Origin of the sequence: Streptomyces dryopteridis (assembly GCF_049606955.1) — a bacterium.
In the GTDB taxonomy this organism is placed as follows: domain Bacteria; phylum Actinomycetota; class Actinomycetes; order Streptomycetales; family Streptomycetaceae; genus Streptomyces.
In genome coordinates this window covers 247,324-264,561 of sequence record NZ_CP187114.1, presented here as the reverse complement: position 1 = coordinate 264,561, position 17,238 = coordinate 247,324, and the positions used below count along the sequence as shown (strand labels likewise).

The following is a 17,238-nucleotide window of genomic DNA, read 5'->3' as shown; positions in this document are numbered from 1 at the left end:
ACGCCCGTGTTGCCCATGTCCCCGGCCGAGATCGCGGCCACAGTGTCGGGTCGCCTCGTCGACGGGCACCCGTCCGACCCGCTGTCCGTCGAGCGGGCGGTGCGCGGTCCCGTGGTCGTCGACTCGCGGGAGGCGGTGCCCGGAGCCCTGTTCGCGGCCCTGCCGGGCACCCGCTCCGACGGCCACGAGCACGTGGCCGACGCCGTCGCGCGCGGCGCCGTCGCCGTCCTCGCCGAACGCCCCGTGCCGCCGCCCGGTGTGCCCCTCGTGCTGGTCCCCGACACCCGCGCCGCGCTCGGGCACCTGGCCCGCGAGCAGCGGCGCCGGTTGACGGGGTGCGCCGTCGTCGGCGTCACCGGCTCCGCCGGCAAGACCACCACCAAGGACCTCCTCGCGCAGATCCTCGCCGCGCACGGCCCGACCGTCGCCAACCGGCTCTCCTTCAACAACGAGATCGGCCTGCCGCTGACCCTGCTCGCGGCGGACGCCGACACCCGCGCCCTGGTCCTGGAGATGGGCGCGCGGGCCCCGGGCGAGATCGCCCACCTCGCCGGCATCGCCCGGCCCCGGATCGGCGTGGTCACCAACACCGGCACCGCCCACCTCGGCCCGTTCGGCGGGCGCGAGGCGATCCGGCGGGCCAAGGCCGAGCTCGTCACGGCGCTGCCCGCCGACGGGGTCGCGATCCTCAACGCCGACGATCCCGCCCACGCCGACATGCGCCGCGCCGCCGGCGCGCGCGTCCTCACCTTCGGCGTCCACGCCCACGACGCCGACCTGCGGGTCACCGAGGTCCGGCTCGACGCCCTGGCCCGGCCCGCCTTCGTCCTCACCCACGCGGGCCGCCGCGAACCGGTGCGCCTGACCCTCAGCGGCGCCCACCAGGTGGACAACGCGGCGGCGGCGGCCGGGGCCGCCCTCGCGCTGGGCCTGCCACTGCCCGGGATCGCCCGGGCCCTGTCCGAGGCCGTGCGGCGCACCCCCAGCCGGATGCAGGTGGAACGGCTCCCGGACGGGGCCCTGGTCCTCAACGACGCGTTCAACGCCAACCCGGACGCCGTCCGCGCCGCCCTGGGCACCCTGGCCGCCGTCGCCGGGACCCGGCCCGGGGGACGCGCGATCGCCGTCCTGGGGGAGATGCGGGAACTGGGCGCGGACTCCGCCGCACTGCACCGGGAGGTCGGGGAGGCCGCCGCCGCGTCCGGGGTCGGGCTGCTGATCACGGTCGGGGACGCCGACGCCGCCCACCTCGCGGCCGGGGCCGCCCGGTCCGGCACCGAGGCCGTGCACGTGCCCACCGCCCGGGCCGCCCTCGCGCTCCTCGGCACACCGGGCCCCGAGGACGTGCTGCTCGTGAAGGGCTCCCGCGCGACCGGGGTCGAGGACGTGGCCCGCGCGCTCACCGCGCGACAGCGGACACCACAGGTCCCGGAACGGGCGAAAACGGGTTGAATCGTATGATCCCCGTACGCTGTGCAGGCGCCCGCACCCAAGACGAAGGCAGGGAAACCCCGTGACCACCGCCCCCTCCGGGGCCCCCGCCCCGGTACGCCTGCTGCTGGTCGAGGACGACGAGCTGATCCGCCACTCCTTCGCCGGCAACCTCGAACGCTACGGCTACGAGGTCACCGAGGCCGCCGACGGCCTCGAAGGGCTGGAGCTGTTCCGGGCCGCCGCCGACGCCCCCCACGACCTGCTGCTGCTCGACGTGATGCTGCCCGGTCTCGACGGCATCGGCCTGTGCCGGCGGATCCGGGAGACCAGCACCGTGCCCATCCTGATGATGTCCGCGCGCGGCGACGGACTCGACGTGGTCTCCGGCCTGGAGGCGGGCGCCGACGACTACATCGTCAAACCCGTCGAGACCCACGTCCTCCTGGCCCGGATCCGCTCCGCCCTGCGCCGCGCCTCCTGGCACCCCGCCCCCGACCCCGGCCGGTCCGACCCGGGCGAACCCGACACCCTCCTCACCTTCGGCGACCTCACCGTGGACACCGCCGGCATGACCGTGACCCTCGCCGGCGCGCCCGTCGCGCTGACCCCCACCGAGCTGCGGCTCGTGCTGGAGTTCGCGGCCCGCCCCGAGGTGGTCGTGGACCGGCACACCCTGCTGCGCGAGGTCTGGGACCACGGCTGGGACGCCGACACCCGGGTCGTGGACCTCGCCGTCCAACGCCTGCGCAAGAAGATCGGCCCGCACCACCTGGAGACCGTCCGGGGCTTCGGCTACAAGTTCCGCCGATGACCCGGCCCCGGTACCGGTGCGGCCCGGCCCCGGCCCCGCCCGCGGAACCGAGCGCGGGTCGAGGCCCGGCGGAGGCCCGTTCGAGGCCCGTTCGCGGGGTGGGACCGGCATCGTCGACGGAGACCAGGACGCCGCCCCCGAACCGAGGAGCCCCCGTGACCGCCTCCCGCCGGATGCCCGCCGACTTCGTCGCCCTCGCCGACGTGGACCCCACGATCCGCCAGGACCTGCGCTACACGGGCCCCCACAACTTCGTCGGCACCCCGCTGGACGGCTACGCCGACACCGACTGCCTCCTCACCCTCCCGGCCGCCCGCGCCCTCTCGCGCGCCGCCCGGATCCTCGCCGACGAGGGCCGCGGACTGACCGTCCTGGACGGCTACCGCCCCCAACGGGCCGTCGACCACATGCGCCGCTGGGCCGCCGACCCCACCCGACGCGAGACCAAGGCCGCGCACTACCCCCGCGTGGCCAAGGAGGACCTGTTCGGCCCCGACTACATCCACGTCCGCTCCGGACACAGCCGAGGCAGCACCGTCGACGTCACCCTCACCACCCCCGACGGCACCGAACTCGACATGGGCACCCCCTTCGACTTCTTCGACCCCCGCTCCCACACCGACCACCCCGACATCCCCCCGGCCGCGCGCGAACACCGTCGGATCCTGCACCGGGCCATGATCGGAGCCGGATTCCGCGGGCTGCCCACCGAGTGGTGGCACTTCACCCTCGTGGACGAGCCCCACCCCCACGCCTACTTCGACTTCACCCGCCCCCGCACGGGCCTCGTCACGGGGGAACGGCGAGCGGCGTGAGCCCACGACGACCGCGCCTCCCACGCCTCCCGGGCCTCCCGGGTCTCTCCCTGCGGTGGAAGATCGCGGCGCTCGCGGCCCTGTCCGCCGTGGCGGTCGCCTTGGGCGTCGGCGTCCTCGTGCACCACCGCACCTACCAGCGGGCCATGGACGAGCGTGGCGCCGAGGCCCGCGTCACCCTCGACCAGTGCCTCAAGGCTTCCGCCGGCAGCACGGCCAAGGTGCGCTGGTGCGAGGGGGTGAAGGCGGACCCGGCCGACCTGCCGCCCGAACTGCGCCGGCGCGCGCTGGCCGCCGACGGCACCGTCACCGCCTACGACGGACGCGGCGCCTCCGACGACCTCGGCCCCTGGATGTGGGCGGCCCGCGCCGTGGACGGTCGCGTGCTGACCGCCAAGGGCCTCATGAACCCCGACTACCGGGCCCTGGTCTCCCTGGACCGCAACATGGTCGCCGTCTCCCTCCTCGTGCTCGCCGTCGTGCTGCCGCTGTGCGCCCTGGCCGCCGGGCTCCTGGCCCGCCGACTGCGCCGGGTCTCGGCCACCGCCGACCGGCTCACCGCCGGTGACCTCGCCGCCCGCACCGGACCCGTCCGGGGCCGCGACGAGGTCGCCGGCATCGCCGGCGCCGTCGACACCATGGCCGACGCCCTCGTGGAACGACTGCGCGACGAACGCCGCTTCACCGCCGACGTCGCCCACGAACTGCGCACCCCCGTCACCGGCCTGCTCTCCGCCGCCGACCTCCTCGGCCCCGGACGCACCGAGGACCTGCTGCGACGCGGCATCCGCGACCTGCGCGACCTCGTCGAGGACCTGCTGGAGATCTCCCGCCTCGACTCCGGCGCCGAACGGGCCCGCCGGCACCCGGTCCTCCTGCACCGGCTCGTCACCGACACCGTCGACCGTCTCGACCCCGAGCACGGCGTCACCGTGACGCACACCGACCCCGCCGAACCGACCACCGACCCCCGGCGCCTGGAACGGATCCTCGCCAACCTCATCGCCAACGCCCGGCGCCACGGCCGGCCGCCCGTCGAGATCCACGTCGCCGGCGCCACCGTGACCGTCCGCGACCACGGACCCGGCTACCCGGCGGACCTCCTGGCCCACGGCCCCCGCCGCTTTCGCACCGGCGCACCGGAACGCGGCACCGGTCACGGCCTCGGCCTCACCATCGCCTTGGCCCAGGCCCGCGTGATCGGCGCCGAGCTCCGCTTCGCCAACGCCCCCGACGGAGGGGCGCTGGCCACCCTCCGGCTGCCGACCGACACGGGAGACCCGGGCGCCGAGGAGCACGAGGCCCCCGACGCGCCGTGAGCCGCGTGCGGGTCGGGCGCCGGCTCAGTCGCGGGGGGCCGTCAGCGCGGTGTGCGCGGCGTGGAGGATCTCGTCGGAGAGCGGTGTGCCGCGCGTGGCCCGGGCCAGGAGCACGGCGCCGAGCATGGTGCTGAGGCGGGCGAGGCCGTCGTGGTCCGGGTCGTCGAGGTGACGGGCGTAGGAGTCGACGCCCCGGGTGTAGGTCGCGCGGGCCGCCTCGTCGCCGGTGCGCGCCATGTCGCCGGCGAACGCGGCGAGCGGGCAGCCGTCGGCCGCGCCGTCCCGGTGCTCGGGGGAGAGGTAGGCGTCGATGAGCGCCCGTCGCGCGGCTGCCGGATCCTCGGCGTTCGGGTCGGGGACGCCGGGCTCGGGGGCGCCGGGCCCGGGGGCGGCCTCGTACTCCCGGGCGCGTTCGGCCAGGGCGTGCGCCAGGGCCTCCTCGACCAGGGACTCCTTGGAGGCGAACTGCCGGTAGAAGCCGCCGTGGGTCAGCCCGGCCGCGTGCATGAGCTCGGCCACGCTGACCTCGACCCCCCGCTCCCGGAACAGGTGCGAGGCCGTCTCCACGACGCGCCGCCGGTTCTCCCGGGCCTGCGCCTGCGATACGCGCCCCATCGTCCACCTCCGTTTTGAATGATGCTTGACATCTATCCTGACGCCGATGTTTGATGATGTCCATCATCTATTCGGGAGGAACAGTGGAACTCCACAACGCGGTCGCCCTGATCACCGGAGCCAACCGAGGACTCGGCCGGCACCTCGCGCTGGGCCTGCTCGAACGGGGCGCCAAGGTCTACGCGGCGGCCCGACGGCCCGAGACGGTGGACCTGCCGGGCGCCATCGCCGTGCCCCTCGACGTGACCGACCCCGCCTCCGTCGCCGAGGCGGCCCGCATCGCGCCCGACACGACCCTGCTGATCAACAACGCCGGCCTGTCCAACGGCGCCGGCCTGCTCGACGGGGACCTCGCCGCGATCCGCGCCGAGACGGAAGTGAACTTCTTCGGACCGCTCGCCCTGACCCGCGCCTTCGCCCCCGTCATCGAGGCCAACGGCGGCGGCGCCGTGCTCAACGTCCTCTCCGTGCTCTCCTGGGCGCACCCCGCGCCCCTAGGCTCCTACGCGGCCTCCAAGGCCGCCGCGTGGGCGCTCACCAACGCCATCCGTGAGGAACTCGCGCCCCGGGGGATCGCCGTCACCGCCCTGCACGTCGGCTACATGGACACCGACATGGCCGCGCACGTCCCCGCCGACCAGAAGAGCGACCCCGCCGAGGTCGCCGAGCTGGCCTTGCGCGGGGTGGCCGAAGGGCGCCCTGAGGTCCTCGCCGACGACCTCACCCGGCGGGTCAAGGAGGGCCTGGCCGCCGCGCCCGCCCTCGCGGGCTGAGCGTCGCGCAGGGGATCAGCCGGCCGTCGTCCGGGTGCGGTCCTCGGTGCCATCGGTGCCGTCGGGGGCGTCGAAGGAGGCCACGACGGCCCTGATCCGCTTGCCCACCGGCACGCGACGCATCTCCAGGCTCCGGCACACGGCCCGGATGATCTCCAGCCCGTGCCGGCCCACTCGCAGCGGATCGGCCTCCACCAGGGTCGGCAGGGCGGGCTCGCTGTCCCACACCGTCACCTCGACGGCGCGGTCCCCGAGCTCCAACGACAACAGGTACGGGCCCGGGGCGTACTTGCGGGCGTTGGTGACCAGCTCGCTGACCACCAGCTCGACCGTGTCGACCACCTCCTCCGACACCGTCGCCCCCCGCTCCGCGCGCACCTCCCGCAGGAAGCCCCGTGCCAGGTCACGGGCGCGCGCGATGTCCTCGCCGCCCTCGAACGCGACGGACAACGCCGGCGCCCCGTCGAACAGGGCCCCGCGGACATCGCCCTCATCCACATGCTCCACGCCGCTCACCTTTGCACACGAACCCCCACCCCCTCCTACCCGGAGAGTCCGGCCTCAGGCACCGCGCGGCCCGGCGGACCGGCGCCGGACCCGGAGCGTACGCGGGACGCGCGGCGGGGGCTCACGCGCCGGTGGTCCCCGGCGCGTCGCGTTCGCCCCGCGCGCGGGCAACGGCCCACGCCCGGGCGGCCGTCGGGTCCTGGCCGGCGGAGGTCGGGCAGCCCCACAGGTTCTCGCCGCTGTGCACGCCCCGCGCGCGCTCCGGCGAGATGTCGGCGGGCGCCACGAACGCGAGTCCTCGGCAGTGGGCCGTGAGCGCGGGCCGCAGCGCCTTCAGGGCGCGCACCCGGTCACCCGCCGTCGTGACGGGCTCGGGCCGGTCCGGGTGCTCGGGCCGGTCCGGGCGCTCGGGCGGCGCGGGGAGGAAGAGGACGGCGGTGAAGGGCTCGGCCCGGTCCGTCAGGGTGCGCAGCTCCCGCAGGATCAGGTCCTGGGCCCGGGGCATGGGCAGCCCGGAGGCGTCGATCTCGTGCGGGGTCCGTGCCCCGTGTGTGTTCTCGGTGCTCATGGCCGCAGTCTGACAGAATAAGAGACCAGTGGTCACTAAATAAGGGGCCGAGATCGGGACGAGGACGATGAACACGACACGGAGCGGGCCGGGCAGGCCGCCGCGACTCAGCCGGGAACGCATCGTCGAAGCCGCGCTCCAAGGGGGCGTGGACACCCTGACCATGCGGGAGTTGGCCTCCCGGCTCGGCGTCTCCCACTCCTCGCTCTACCGCTGGGTGCCCGATCGCGACGGCGTGCTCGACCTGGTCAGCGAGGTCATGGTGGAACGCGTCCTGCCGGCGCGGGAGGCGACGGCCGGCGACTGGCGCGGGTGGCTGGCCGCACTGGCCTGGGCCATGCACGACGAGTTCCTGGCCGTGCCCGGATACGCCGCGCACGTAGCCCGCCCGCACCGGCACCACCCCGAGTCCTTCGGCCGCCTGCGCGACGCGGCCCTCGCGGCCTTCCGCGCCGCGGGGGCCGACGAGCAGGAGGCGGCGCGCAGTTGGGAGGTCTTCGGCTTCGGCGTGGTGCGGTGGCTGGGAGCGGCCACCGCCGAGGAGGGCGCCCCGGACGCCGAGGGGCCGCGGTTCGACCTCTACCTCGACACCCTGCTGCGCGGCCTGCCGGCCCACGCGAACCCCGAACACCCGCGCCCCCGGCCGTGACGACAGGGGTCCCGAGGGGTGTGGGCGCGGCGACGAGGGCAGGATCCGAACCTGCGTCCACCCGGGATCAGAGCCGGGCGCTCCACCGCGGAGCGCTGGGCGCCGATGGGTCGGGGGAAGTCCTCGCACATCGAGGGGTACCCGTGCCACACGGTGTTCGGCGCGTGCTCGACGGCCTTGTCGAGGGCCGCCTCGCCGGCCTCGTCGAGTCGGGTCCCCAGGGCCCGGTGCGTCCTCCGGACGAGATCGGCGACGTCCTCCGGGCGCCTGCGCAGGGTGAGCGAGGCGTGGAGTTCCCGGAGGAGGTCGTGAACGCCGGCGGCGGTCATGCCCTCACCCTGCCGGCGCCCGCCGTCGGGCCCGACCGGATGTTCACGGAACCGGCGGGCGGGCGGGCGGTGCGGGGTCTCGGGTCAGGTGCGGGAGGCCCGGTAGGCGGAGACCTCGCCGACCGTCAGGTCGAGCGCGTGGGCGGCGTCGGCGGAGCCCTCCTCGCCCAGGGCGGTGCCGTCGGCCGTCAACCGGGGGTTGGAATAGGTGTTGGTGTACTGGCAGGTGGGCTCGGGCGCGCCGATCCGCTCCGCGTACGGCTCACAGGTGATCTTGTAGGCCATGGTGGTGAAGAACCTCGCGTCGGGGGTGATGTAGCCCTGACCGCCGGGGAGCGGCGGGATGTTGAGGCGCTCGCGCAGTTCCTCCACCGACATGCCGTTCTCGCGGGCCACCTCCTCCAACTGGTCCCGCATGGTCCGCTCGTCGTGCATGAGGCCGAGGTTGTGGCCCAGTTCGTGGGCGAAGCCCGGTTCGCCGTCGATCGCCGCGAACACGTCGATGCTGCTGAACGCGGACTGCTCGGTGTCCCGGGCGGCCGGGGCGCGGAAGGAGCCGTCGGGGTTGGTCGGCAGGTCGCCCTGGCCCGCCGTGTAGGTGCCCGAGCCCTTCGTGACGTTGGTCCACACCGACACCAGGTCCGCCCCGGACTCCTCGCGGACCCGGCGGGCCAGCCGGCCGATGGTGCCGGTGCCCCGGTCCATCTGCTCCAGGACGGCCCCCGCGTCCTCGACGCCGGCGGAGGCGGGGACGGCGAAGGTGCGCACGAGCCGCACCTCGGCGTTGACCCCGCTGACGGCCAGCGCCTCGTTCATCCGGTCCACGGTGGTGCGGATCTCGTCCTCCACTCGGCGCGGCCGCCAGTACCGGCTCGGGGTGCCCGAGCCCTCGCCGGTCGCCAGCCCGCGCAGCGCGCCCCGGGTGTAGCCCACGGCCACGTCGATCACGGCCCGGGCGCCGGGCTTCGCGACGGGCGGCACCGAACGCGGACGGTCCGGCAGCGGCGGGATGACCCGGGGCAGGTCCAGCGGGGCCGGCGCGGGAGCGGGAACGGCGTCCGGGTCCACGTCGACGACCCCGGTGCGGGCGCGGTCCTCGGCGTCGGTGCCGATGAGGTACTTGTGGCCCGGGGTCAGCACGAAGCCCCGCACCTCGTCGTCGGCCGGGTCCGGGGTGCACGCGCCCTCGACGGTCAGGTGGGAGGAGGAGCCGGGCACGTCCGCGACCCGCCCCACCCAGGTCAGGGTGCCGGGTCGGGCGCCGACGGCCGGGGCCACCTCGCCGGTCACGGTCAGCGAGGTGCCGTGGACGCGGGGTTCCCCCTCGGTCCGCCGCAGTTCCATCGCCAACGGCAGCCGCAGGGCGGAGGCGCGACGGGTGCCGGGGAGGCAGTGGGCGGCGAAGTCGGCCGCCCGCAACTTCAGCTGCCCGTGGGCGAGCACGACCTGCCGCGCGGCGGGCTCCGGCGGGCGGGGGGTGTCGGCGACGGCGGCCGAGGGCAGGGCGGTCGCGGCGAGCACGCCGGCGAGGGCGACGTGACGGAACACGTGGGGCACGAGAACTCCCGGGCAGGGGTCGATGATCCGAGGCGTCGGCGGGTTCCCCGACGCCGGCCGGCCCCAGCACACAACAGGGGCGTCCGAACGGATCACCGAAATCACGCGCGTCCCGCGCACATCACCCGCCCGGCTGCGGCGCCCACCCCGAACGGACCTCCCCCCGGCGCGGGCCCGTGTCCCGGCCCGAGTCGCTTCGGTCGCTGTCGAGCGCCCGAGATCGACCGGGCGCGCCGACCGTGCGGGAGACGGGCCGCGCCGGCATGCTGTGGACGCTCGTTGCCCGATGGTCCGACCGTTGCAGACGAAGGCAGGGATGAACGCGTGACCGACATCGATTGGGACCACCCCAAGGACCCCGCCCCCGGAACCTGGCAGGCGGACCACGTCAAGCAGTACGCCGGGACGAACGGCGCCGAGGGACAGTTCTGGAACGACACCCAGACCCTCCTGCTCACCACCGTCGGACGCGTCTCCGGCCACGCCGTGCGCACCCCGCTCATCTACGGCGAGGACCAGGGGCGTTACCTCGTGGTCGCCTCCAAGGGCGGGGCCGACGAGGCCCCCCTGTGGTACCGGAACCTGACGGCGGACCCCCGCGTGCGGATCCAGGTCGGCCCCGAGGTCCTCCAGGGCACGGCGCGCACCGCGTCCGCCGCGGAACGGGCCGCGCTGTGGCCGGTGATGGTCGGCCACTGGCCCGCCTACGACGAGTACCAGGCCAAGACCGACCGCGAGATCCCCATCGTGATCATCGAACCCTCCTGACCGACACGCGCAGTGACTCCGGTCACTTCCCGTGACCTCCGGGGCATGAGGTGTGGGGGCCAGGGCATCCGCGCTGCCGTGTCAGAGGCACCGCGGACCGTCGCGGTGCCGCGAACCCGGAGGTACAGCGCGCCGTGTCAGCACAGCGGACCATCCACATCGACGGAACCTGGCGGTCGGCCGGGTCCGGGGCCGGGAGGGAGATCCTCGACCCGGCGGACGCGAGCGTGCTCGCACGGGTCGCCGAGGGCGGGGCCGAGGACGCGGACGCCGCGGTCGCCGCCGCCCGCGCCGCGTTCGACCGGGGCCCCTGGCCCGACACCCCCGTCGGGGAACGCGCCGCGCTGCTGCGCCGCGTCGCCGACCTGCTGCGACGCGACCGCGAGACGGTCGCGCTGCTGGAGAGCCGCGACACCGGCAAGACCCTGGAAGAGGCCCGGATCGACGTGGACTGCGTCGCCGCCGCCTTCGAGCACTTCGCGGGCCTGGTCTCCGACGGGGTCGCGGGCCGGGTGGTGGACGCCGGGGACCCCGAGGTGCACAGCGTCGTCGTGCACGAGCCGATCGGCGTGTGCGCCCTCATCGCCCCCTGGAACTACCCGCTGCTGCAAGCGAGTTGGAAGGTCGCGCCGGCGCTGGCCGCCGGCAACACCTTCGTCCTCAAGCCCAGCGAGCTGACCCCGCTGTCCACCGTGGCCCTGATCGACCTGCTCGTGGAGGCCGGCCTGCCCGCCGGGGTCGCGAACCTCGTCACCGGGGCCGGCGACCCGGTCGGCGCACGCCTCGCCGAACACCCCGACGTGGACCTCGTGTCCTTCACCGGCGGCCTGAGCAGCGGGGTCAAGGTCGCGCACGCCGCCGCCGACACCGTCAAGAAGGTGGCCCTCGAACTCGGCGGCAAGAACCCCAACATCGTCTTCGCCGACGCCCTCGCCACCGAGCACGGCTTCGACACCGCCGTCGACCAGGCCCTCAACGCCGCGTTCCTGCACAGCGGCCAGGTCTGCTCGGCCGGCTCCCGCCTGATCGTCGAGGAGGACGTGCGCGAGGAGTTCGTGGCCGAACTCGCCCGTCGCGCCGACCTGATCCGCCTCGGACGCGGCACCGACCCCGGCGTCGAGGTCGGCCCGCTGGTCAGCGCCGCCCAACGCGAACGGACCGAGGCGTACGTGGCCTCCGCCCTCGCCGAGGGCGCCGAACTCCGCGCCGGCGGCGGCCGCCCCGAGGACCCCGCCCTCGCCGACGGCTTCTTCCACCGCCCCACCGTCCTCGACGGCTGCACGCGCGAGATGCGCGTGGTGCGCGAGGAGGTGTTCGGGCCCGTCCTCACCGTGGAGACCTTCCGCACCGAGGAGGAGGCCCTGGCCCTGGGCAACGACACCGAGTACGGACTCGCCGCCGGCGTGTGGACCGCCGACCCCGGCCGGGCCCGACGGATGGCCCGCCGGCTGCGCCACGGCACCGTGTGGATCAACGACTTCCACCCCTACCTCCCGCAGGCCGAATGGGGCGGCTACGGCAAGTCCGGCACCGGCCGCGAACTGGGCCCCGCCGGGCTGGCCGAGTACCGCGAGACCAAGCACGTGTACCAGAACCTGGCCCCCCGCCCCACCCGCTGGTTCGCCGGCTGACCCCGCGCCCGAACCCGCGCCCCCCGCCCCCCTTCCGCCCGCGACGGCGCGCGCCCCGCGCGACGCCGTCGACTCCCGAGAAGAGCCACGGCCCGATGACCGACACTCCTGCCACCCCCGTGTCCGCCCCCACGACCGCCCCCGGCCCCGACCCGGTGTACGACTACGTGATCGTCGGCGGCGGCACCGCCGGCTCCGTGATCGCCGCCCGCCTCACCGAGGACCCCGACGTCACCGTCGCCCTCGTCGAGGGCGGCCCCAGCGACGTCGACCGCCCCGAGGTGCTCACCCTGCGCCGCTGGATGGGCCTGCTCGGCGGCGAACTCGACTACGACTACCCCACCACCGAACAACCGCGCGGCAACTCCCACATCCGGCACAGCCGCGCCCGGGTCCTCGGCGGCTGCTCCAGCCACAACACCCTGATCTCCTTCAAGCCCCTGCCCTCCGACTGGGACGAATGGGCCGCGCACGGCGCCGAGGGCTGGCACGCCGCCGCCATGGACCCCTACTACGACCGGCTGCTCAACCACGTGGTGCCCGTCGCCGAGGCCGACCGCAACGCGATCGCCCGCGACTTCGTCACCACCGCCCACACCGCCCTCGGCGTGCCCGTCGTGGACGGCTTCAACGCCGCCCCCTTCCACGAGGGCGTCGGCTTCTTCGACCTCGCCTACCACCCCGAGACCAACAAGCGCTCCTCCGCCTCCGTGGCCTACCTGCACCCGATCCTGGCCGGCCCCGGCACCGCCGGCCGCCCCAACCTGACCGTGCTGCTGGAGACCTGGGCCCACCGGCTGGTCCTCGACGGCGACCGCGCCGTCGGCGTGCGGGTCCGCACGGCCGACGGAGCCGAACACCTGCTGTCCGCGCGCCGCGAGGTCGTCGTCTGCGCCGGCGCCGTGGACTCCCCGCGCCTGCTGCTGCACTCCGGGATAGGCCCCCGCGAGCAACTGTCCGACCTCGGCATCCCCGTCGTCCACGACCTGCCGGGAGTCGGCGAGAACCTCCTCGACCACCCCGAGTCCGTGATCGTCTGGGAGACCGACGGGCCGATACCCGAGAACTCGGCCATGGACAGCGACGCCGGCCTCTTCGTGCGCCGCGACCCCGCCTCCCCGGGCCCCGACCTGATGTTCCACTTCTACCAGGTGCCGTTCACCGACAACCCCGAACGCCTCGGCTGGGAACGCCCCGCCCACGGGGTCTCGATGACCCCCAACGTCCCCAAGCCCCGCAGCCGCGGCCGGCTCTACCTCACCAGCGCCGACCCCGCCGTCAAACCCGCCCTGGACTTCCGCTACTTCACCGACGAGGAGGACCACGACGCCCGCACCCTCGTGGACGGCATCCGCCTCGCCCGCGAGATGGCCGCCACCGAACCCCTCGCCTCCTGGCTCCGCCGCGAGGTCTGCCCCGGCCCCGAGATCACCGGCGACGAGGAACTCAGCGCCTACGCCCGCTCCGTGGCCCACACCGTCTACCACCCCGCCGGCACCTGCCGGATGGGCGCCGCCGCGGACCCGGACGCCGTGGTCGCCCCCGACCTGCGGGTCCGCGGACTGCGCGGCCTGCGGATCGCCGACGCCTCCGTCTTCCCGACCATCCCGGCCGTCAACCCGATGATCGGCGTGCTCATGCTCGGCGAGAAGGCCGCCGACCTGCTGCGCGCCGACGCGGCGCACGACGCCGACGACCGCCCCGGGGCCGCCGACCGGGTCGCGGTCACGACGGAGGGCGGTGCCCGATGAACCTCCACACCCCCCGACCCGGCACCGGCGGCCCCACCGACACCGACACGCGCGACGCCGACGCCGTCGCGCCCGTGTTCGCCGTCCGCGACCTGTGGAAGGTCTTCGGCCCCGACGCCCGCGCCGCCGCCGTCCCCGGCTCCCCCGACGCCGACCTCGACCCCGCCGCGCTGCGCGCCCGCACCGGCTGCACCGCCGCCGTGCGCGGCGTCAGCTTCGACGTGCGCCCCGGCGAGGTGTTCGTGGTCATGGGCCTGTCCGGCTCCGGCAAGTCCACCCTCGTGCGCTGCCTCACCCGGCTGATCGAACCCACCGCCGGCGCCCTGTCCGTCGACGGCGAGGACGTCCTGGCCATGGACCGCACCCGCCTGCGCGACCTGCGCCGGCACCGTGTCGCCATGGTCTTCCAGCACTTCGGCCTGCTGCCCCACCGCAGCGTCCTCGACAACATCGCCTACGGCCTGGAGATCCAGGGCCTGGGCCGCGCCGAACGCCGCGCCAAGGCCGCCGAACTCCTCGCCAAGGTCGGCCTCGACGGGCTCGGCGAGCGCCGGCCCCGACAGCTCTCCGGCGGCCAGCAGCAGCGCGTCGGCCTCGCCCGCGCCCTGGCCTGCGACCCGGAGGTCCTCCTCTTCGACGAGCCGTTCAGCGCCCTGGACCCGCTGATCCGCCGCGAGATGCAGGAGGAGGTCGAACGGCTGCGCCACGAGGAACGGCGCACGATGGTGTTCATCACCCACGACCTGTCCGAGGCCCTGCGGCTCGGCGACCGGATCGCCCTCATGCGCGACGGGCGGATCGTGCAGCTCGGCACCCCCGAGGAGATCGTCTCGACGCCCGCCGACGACTACGTGCGGGACTTCGTGCGCGACGTGCCCCGCGAACGGGTCCTCACCGTGCGCACCGCCATGCGGCCCGCCGCACCCGGCGAGGCCGACCGGGGCGCGGCCCTGGCGCCCACGGCCACGGTGGCCGAGGCCATCGAGGCCGTCGCGCGCGGCGGGGAACCCGTCCGGGTCGTGGACCGGGGCCGGTGCCTGGGCATCGTGGACGAGGCGGGCCTGCTCGCCGTCGTCGCCGGGGTCGACCCCGGGCGCACCGGCGGGGGGTGGGCCGCGTGAGCGGCGCCGCGCGTCCCCGCACCGTCCCGGCCGGGCACGAGGACGAGCGGGAACTCCCGCCGACCCGGACCGCCCCCGACGGCGGCCTCGCCCGCCCCGCGGCCCCGCCGGGCCCCACCGCGCCCGATACGCCGCACACGGGCGACACCGGGGACCACGCCGGGCCCCGCGCCGCCGCGCACGCCGCGCGCCCCGCCTCCGCCGGCGGGCCCGGGCGCGCGCTGCGCCGACGTGCCCTGCCCCTGGCCCTCGCCGCGCTCGTCCTCGGCGGCCTGGGCCTGTGGCTCCCGGCCGCCGAGGCGTGGCCCGGCGCCCTCACCGTGGACGCGACCGGCCCGCTGACCGCGTTCGGCGACTGGATCGTGGACCACCGCGACACCCACCCCGTGTTCCTGTACGGGCTCGGGCACGTGAGCAACGCGATCGTGCTCGCCGTCCGCGCCGTCTACCTGCTGCTCCTGGCCGGCGGCTGGACCGGGGTGCTCGCCTTCACCGGGCTGTTCGCCTGGCGCCTGGCCGGCGCCCGCACCGCGCTGGTGTCCCTGGCCGCGCTCGCCGCGTGCGGGGTGCTCGGCATGTGGGTGCCGACCCTCCAGACGCTGTCGCTGATGATCGTCGCCGTCGCCGCGTCGGTGCTCCTCGGCGGCCTGCTGGGGCTCGCGGCGGGCCTGTCCCCGCGCGTGGACCGGCTGCTGTCGCCCGTGCTCCAGACCATGCAGGTGCTGCCCGCCTTCGCGTACCTGCTGCCGATGGTCCTCGTCTTCGGGATCGGGGTGCCGGCCGCCGTGCTGGCCACCGTCGTGTACGCGGCCCCGCCGATGGCCCGTTTCACGGCCCTCGGACTGCGCGGCGCCGACCCGGGGGTGCTGGAGGCCAGTGCCTCCCTCGGCGCGAACGCGCGGCAACGGCTGCTGACCGCCCGGCTGCCCCTGGCCCGCCCGCAACTGCTGCTCGGCGTGAACCAGACCGTCATGACGGCCCTGTCGATGGCCGTGATCGCCTCCGTGATCGGCGCCGGCGGCCTCGGTGACCGGGTCTACCAGGCGCTGGCCGCCGTGGACGTGGGCGCCGCGCTGGCCGCGGGCGTGCCCATCGTGCTGCTGGCCGTCGTCCTGGACCGGGTGGCCCGGGCCGCGGGCGAACGCCTCGGCACCGGCCCCGCCGACACCGGCACCCGGCCCTTCCTGTGGCAGGTGTTCTGCGGCTGGTACGGACGGCTGCTGACGCTGCTCGCGGCCGTCGCCGTCGCCGTCCTCGGCCGGCTGCTGGGCACGGTCGGCTGGCCGCGGGCGTGGACGGTGCCCGTGGCCGGGCCCGTCAACCGGCTCGTGGACGGGTTCACCGACCGGGTGCACAGCGGCCTGCCCGTGGTCGGCGGCACCGCCGACTGGGCCGCCGGTTTCACCGGACTGGTCCTGGACCCGCTGCGCGGCGCCCTCCAGGGACTGCCCTGGTGGTGCGTGCTCCTCGTGGCCGCCGCCCCGGCCCTCCTGGCCGGCACCTGGCGGGCCGCGACCACCGCCGTCGTCTCCCTGGCCCTCGTCGGGGTGCTCGGCGTGTGGGACCCGGCCCTGGACACCCTCTCCCAGGTGCTGGCGGCCCTCGTCGTCACCCTCGGACTCGGCTTCGGCGTCGGCGTGGCCGTCTCGCGCAGCGCCCGCGCCGAACGCCTGCTGCGGCCCCTGCTGGACCTGTGCCAGACGCTCCCGCAGTTCGTGTACCTGATCCCCGTGGTCGCCCTGTTCGGGGTGGGCCGGGCCCCGGCCGCCGTCGCCGCCGTGGTGTACGCCCTGCCCGCCGTGATCCGGATCGTCGCCCAGGGCCTGCGCGAGGTGGACCCGGGCGTCGTGGAGGCCGCCCGCTCCCTCGGCGCGAGCCGGGGCCGTCAACTGCGCCAGGTGCGCGTGCCGTTGGCCCGCCCGGCGCTGCTGCTGGCGGTGAACCAGGCGATGGTCCTGGTCCTGTCGGTCGTGGTCGTCGGCGGCCTGGTCGGCGGCGGGGCCCTCGGCTACGACGTGGTCTTCGGCCTCGCCCGCGGCGACCTCGCCACCGGCCTGGTCGCGGGCGTCGCCATCGTCTGCCTGGGCGTGTTCCTCGACCGGGTCAGCCGTCCGAAGGAGGTCACGGCGTGAAGCGCGCACGGATGACGGCCCTCGCCGCCGTCGGAACACTGCTCCTGGCCACCGGCTGCGGGGCCGCCGACATGAGCCGGCAGTCCTCGCCGTACGCGGCGGCCGCCGGCGCGAAGTCGGTCACGCTGTCGGTGCAGTCGTGGATTGGTGCCCAGGCCAACACGGCCGTGGCCGGCTACCTGCTGGAACACGAACTCGGTTACCGCGTGGACACCGTGCAGGTGGACGAGGTGCCGGCCTGGGACGCCCTCTCCCAGGGCCGAGTGGACGCGATCATGGAGGACTGGGGCCACCCCGAGCAGGAGAAACGGTACGTAGAGGAGAAGGGGACGGTCGTCGACGCGGGCGAACTCGGCCCGACCGGCCACATCGGCTGGTGGGTGCCGACCTGGTTCGCGAAGGAACACCCCGACGTGACGGACTGGCGCAACCTCGACCGGTACGCCGACCTGCAAAAA

Annotated in this window: 16 protein-coding genes, 1 tRNA gene and 1 pseudogene; 12 read left to right on the top strand and 6 right to left on the bottom strand. The window is 75.4% G+C overall.

Going from position 1 to position 17,238, the window contains the following annotated elements; genetic code table 11:
- The first annotated feature begins 6 nt into the window (after positions 1 to 6).
- The 4 genes from ACN20G_RS27555 to ACN20G_RS27540 all read left to right on the top strand — a co-directional run bounded on the left by ACN20G_RS27555 (position 7) and on the right by ACN20G_RS27540 (position 4,379).
- The gene (locus tag ACN20G_RS27555; protein ID WP_424215904.1) at positions 7 to 1,452 is read left to right on the top strand and encodes a UDP-N-acetylmuramoyl-tripeptide--D-alanyl-D-alanine ligase; all 1,446 of its coding nucleotides are present in this window, start codon (positions 7 to 9) and stop codon (positions 1,450 to 1,452) included.
- A gap of 61 nt (positions 1,453 to 1,513) precedes the next feature.
- Positions 1,514 to 2,245, top strand: a complete 732-nt coding sequence (gene cseB / locus ACN20G_RS27550; RefSeq protein ID WP_424215903.1) for a two-component system response regulator CseB — start codon at positions 1,514 to 1,516, stop codon at positions 2,243 to 2,245.
- A gap of 155 nt (positions 2,246 to 2,400) precedes the next feature.
- Positions 2,401 to 3,060, top strand: a complete 660-nt coding sequence (locus ACN20G_RS27545) for a M15 family metallopeptidase (RefSeq protein ID WP_424215902.1) — start codon at positions 2,401 to 2,403, stop codon at positions 3,058 to 3,060.
- Positions 3,057 to 4,379, top strand: a complete 1,323-nt coding sequence (locus ACN20G_RS27540) for a sensor histidine kinase (protein ID WP_424215901.1) — start codon at positions 3,057 to 3,059, stop codon at positions 4,377 to 4,379. The genes ACN20G_RS27545 and ACN20G_RS27540 overlap by 4 nt, the downstream gene beginning before the upstream one ends.
- Before the next feature lie 24 nt (positions 4,380 to 4,403).
- Here the strand turns inward: ACN20G_RS27540 and ACN20G_RS27535 are convergent, their stop codons facing one another.
- Positions 4,404 to 4,994: a TetR/AcrR family transcriptional regulator gene (locus tag ACN20G_RS27535; RefSeq protein WP_424215900.1), complete on the bottom strand. Its 591-nt coding sequence runs from the start codon at positions 4,992 to 4,994 to the stop codon at positions 4,404 to 4,406.
- An 83-nt stretch (positions 4,995 to 5,077) separates the two neighbouring features.
- Here ACN20G_RS27535 and ACN20G_RS27530 point away from each other — a divergent pair, with 83 nt between their 5' ends.
- On the top strand, positions 5,078 to 5,767 hold the full coding sequence (locus tag ACN20G_RS27530) for an SDR family oxidoreductase (RefSeq protein ID WP_424215899.1): 690 nt from the start codon (positions 5,078 to 5,080) through the stop codon (positions 5,765 to 5,767).
- A 15-nt stretch (positions 5,768 to 5,782) separates the two neighbouring features.
- Here the strand turns inward: ACN20G_RS27530 and ACN20G_RS27525 are convergent, their stop codons facing one another.
- Complete coding sequence (locus ACN20G_RS27525) at positions 5,783 to 6,274, bottom strand: ATP-binding protein (protein WP_424215898.1); 492 nt, start codon at positions 6,272 to 6,274, stop codon at positions 5,783 to 5,785.
- A gap of 121 nt (positions 6,275 to 6,395) precedes the next feature.
- Entirely contained in the window at positions 6,396 to 6,842 is a 447-nt protein-coding gene (locus tag ACN20G_RS27520) for a hypothetical protein (protein ID WP_424215897.1), read from the bottom strand.
- 67 nt (positions 6,843 to 6,909) lie between these two features.
- Here ACN20G_RS27520 and ACN20G_RS27515 point away from each other — a divergent pair, with 67 nt between their 5' ends.
- Positions 6,910 to 7,491, top strand: a complete 582-nt coding sequence (locus ACN20G_RS27515; RefSeq protein WP_424215896.1) for a TetR/AcrR family transcriptional regulator — start codon at positions 6,910 to 6,912, stop codon at positions 7,489 to 7,491.
- Positions 7,492 to 7,524: 33 nt separating this feature from the next.
- On the opposite strand, the gene ACN20G_RS27510 is transcribed toward ACN20G_RS27515, so the two are convergent.
- Positions 7,525 to 7,586: transfer RNA gene (locus ACN20G_RS27510), tRNA-Gln, on the bottom strand.
- 318 nt (positions 7,587 to 7,904) lie between these two features.
- Positions 7,905 to 9,377, bottom strand: coding sequence for a zinc-dependent metalloprotease family protein (locus tag ACN20G_RS27505; protein WP_424215895.1), 1,473 nt, complete (start codon positions 9,375 to 9,377; stop codon positions 7,905 to 7,907).
- Between the two features lie 324 nt (positions 9,378 to 9,701).
- Between ACN20G_RS27505 and ACN20G_RS27500 the strand changes: the two genes are divergently transcribed.
- The 5 genes from ACN20G_RS27500 to ACN20G_RS27480 all read left to right on the top strand — a co-directional run bounded on the left by ACN20G_RS27500 (position 9,702) and on the right by ACN20G_RS27480 (position 16,780).
- A complete protein-coding gene (locus ACN20G_RS27500; RefSeq protein WP_424215894.1) occupies positions 9,702 to 10,145 on the top strand; it encodes a nitroreductase family deazaflavin-dependent oxidoreductase in 444 nt (147 codons plus the stop codon).
- A gap of 134 nt (positions 10,146 to 10,279) precedes the next feature.
- Positions 10,280 to 11,776, top strand: a complete 1,497-nt coding sequence (locus tag ACN20G_RS27495; RefSeq protein ID WP_424215893.1) for an aldehyde dehydrogenase family protein — start codon at positions 10,280 to 10,282, stop codon at positions 11,774 to 11,776.
- A gap of 95 nt (positions 11,777 to 11,871) precedes the next feature.
- Complete coding sequence (locus ACN20G_RS27490; RefSeq protein ID WP_424215892.1) at positions 11,872 to 13,527, top strand: GMC family oxidoreductase; 1,656 nt, start codon at positions 11,872 to 11,874, stop codon at positions 13,525 to 13,527.
- A complete protein-coding gene (locus ACN20G_RS27485; RefSeq protein ID WP_424215891.1) occupies positions 13,524 to 14,648 on the top strand; it encodes a quaternary amine ABC transporter ATP-binding protein in 1,125 nt (374 codons plus the stop codon). The genes ACN20G_RS27490 and ACN20G_RS27485 overlap by 4 nt, the downstream gene beginning before the upstream one ends.
- A gap of 221 nt (positions 14,649 to 14,869) precedes the next feature.
- Entirely contained in the window at positions 14,870 to 16,780 is a 1,911-nt protein-coding gene (locus tag ACN20G_RS27480) for an ABC transporter permease (RefSeq protein ID WP_424217381.1), read from the top strand.
- Here ACN20G_RS27480 and ACN20G_RS27475 read toward each other — a convergent pair.
- Entirely contained in the window at positions 16,770 to 16,904 is a 135-nt protein-coding gene (locus ACN20G_RS27475; protein ID WP_424217453.1) for a hypothetical protein, read from the bottom strand. The genes ACN20G_RS27480 and ACN20G_RS27475 overlap by 11 nt on opposite strands.
- Between ACN20G_RS27475 and ACN20G_RS27470 the strand changes: the two are divergent.
- Positions 16,852 to 17,232 (top strand): annotated as a pseudogene (locus tag ACN20G_RS27470) (glycine betaine ABC transporter substrate-binding protein); the annotation flags it as partial. The gene ACN20G_RS27475 and the pseudogene ACN20G_RS27470 sit on opposite strands and share 53 nt — an antisense overlap.
- Positions 17,233 to 17,238 lie beyond the last annotated feature (6 nt).

Coding starts and splice junctions, on each gene's coding strand:
- ACN20G_RS27490 (WP_424215892.1), top strand. CDS start 11,872: ATGACCGACACTCCTGCCACCCCCGTGTCCGCCCCCACGACCGCCCCC.
- ACN20G_RS27535 (WP_424215900.1), bottom strand. CDS start 4,994: ATGGGGCGCGTATCGCAGGCGCAGGCCCGGGAGAACCGGCGGCGCGTC.
- ACN20G_RS27485 (WP_424215891.1), top strand. CDS start 13,524: ATGAACCTCCACACCCCCCGACCCGGCACCGGCGGCCCCACCGACACC.
- ACN20G_RS27520 (WP_424215897.1), bottom strand. CDS start 6,842: ATGAGCACCGAGAACACACACGGGGCACGGACCCCGCACGAGATCGAC.
- ACN20G_RS27515 (WP_424215896.1), top strand. CDS start 6,910: ATGAACACGACACGGAGCGGGCCGGGCAGGCCGCCGCGACTCAGCCGG.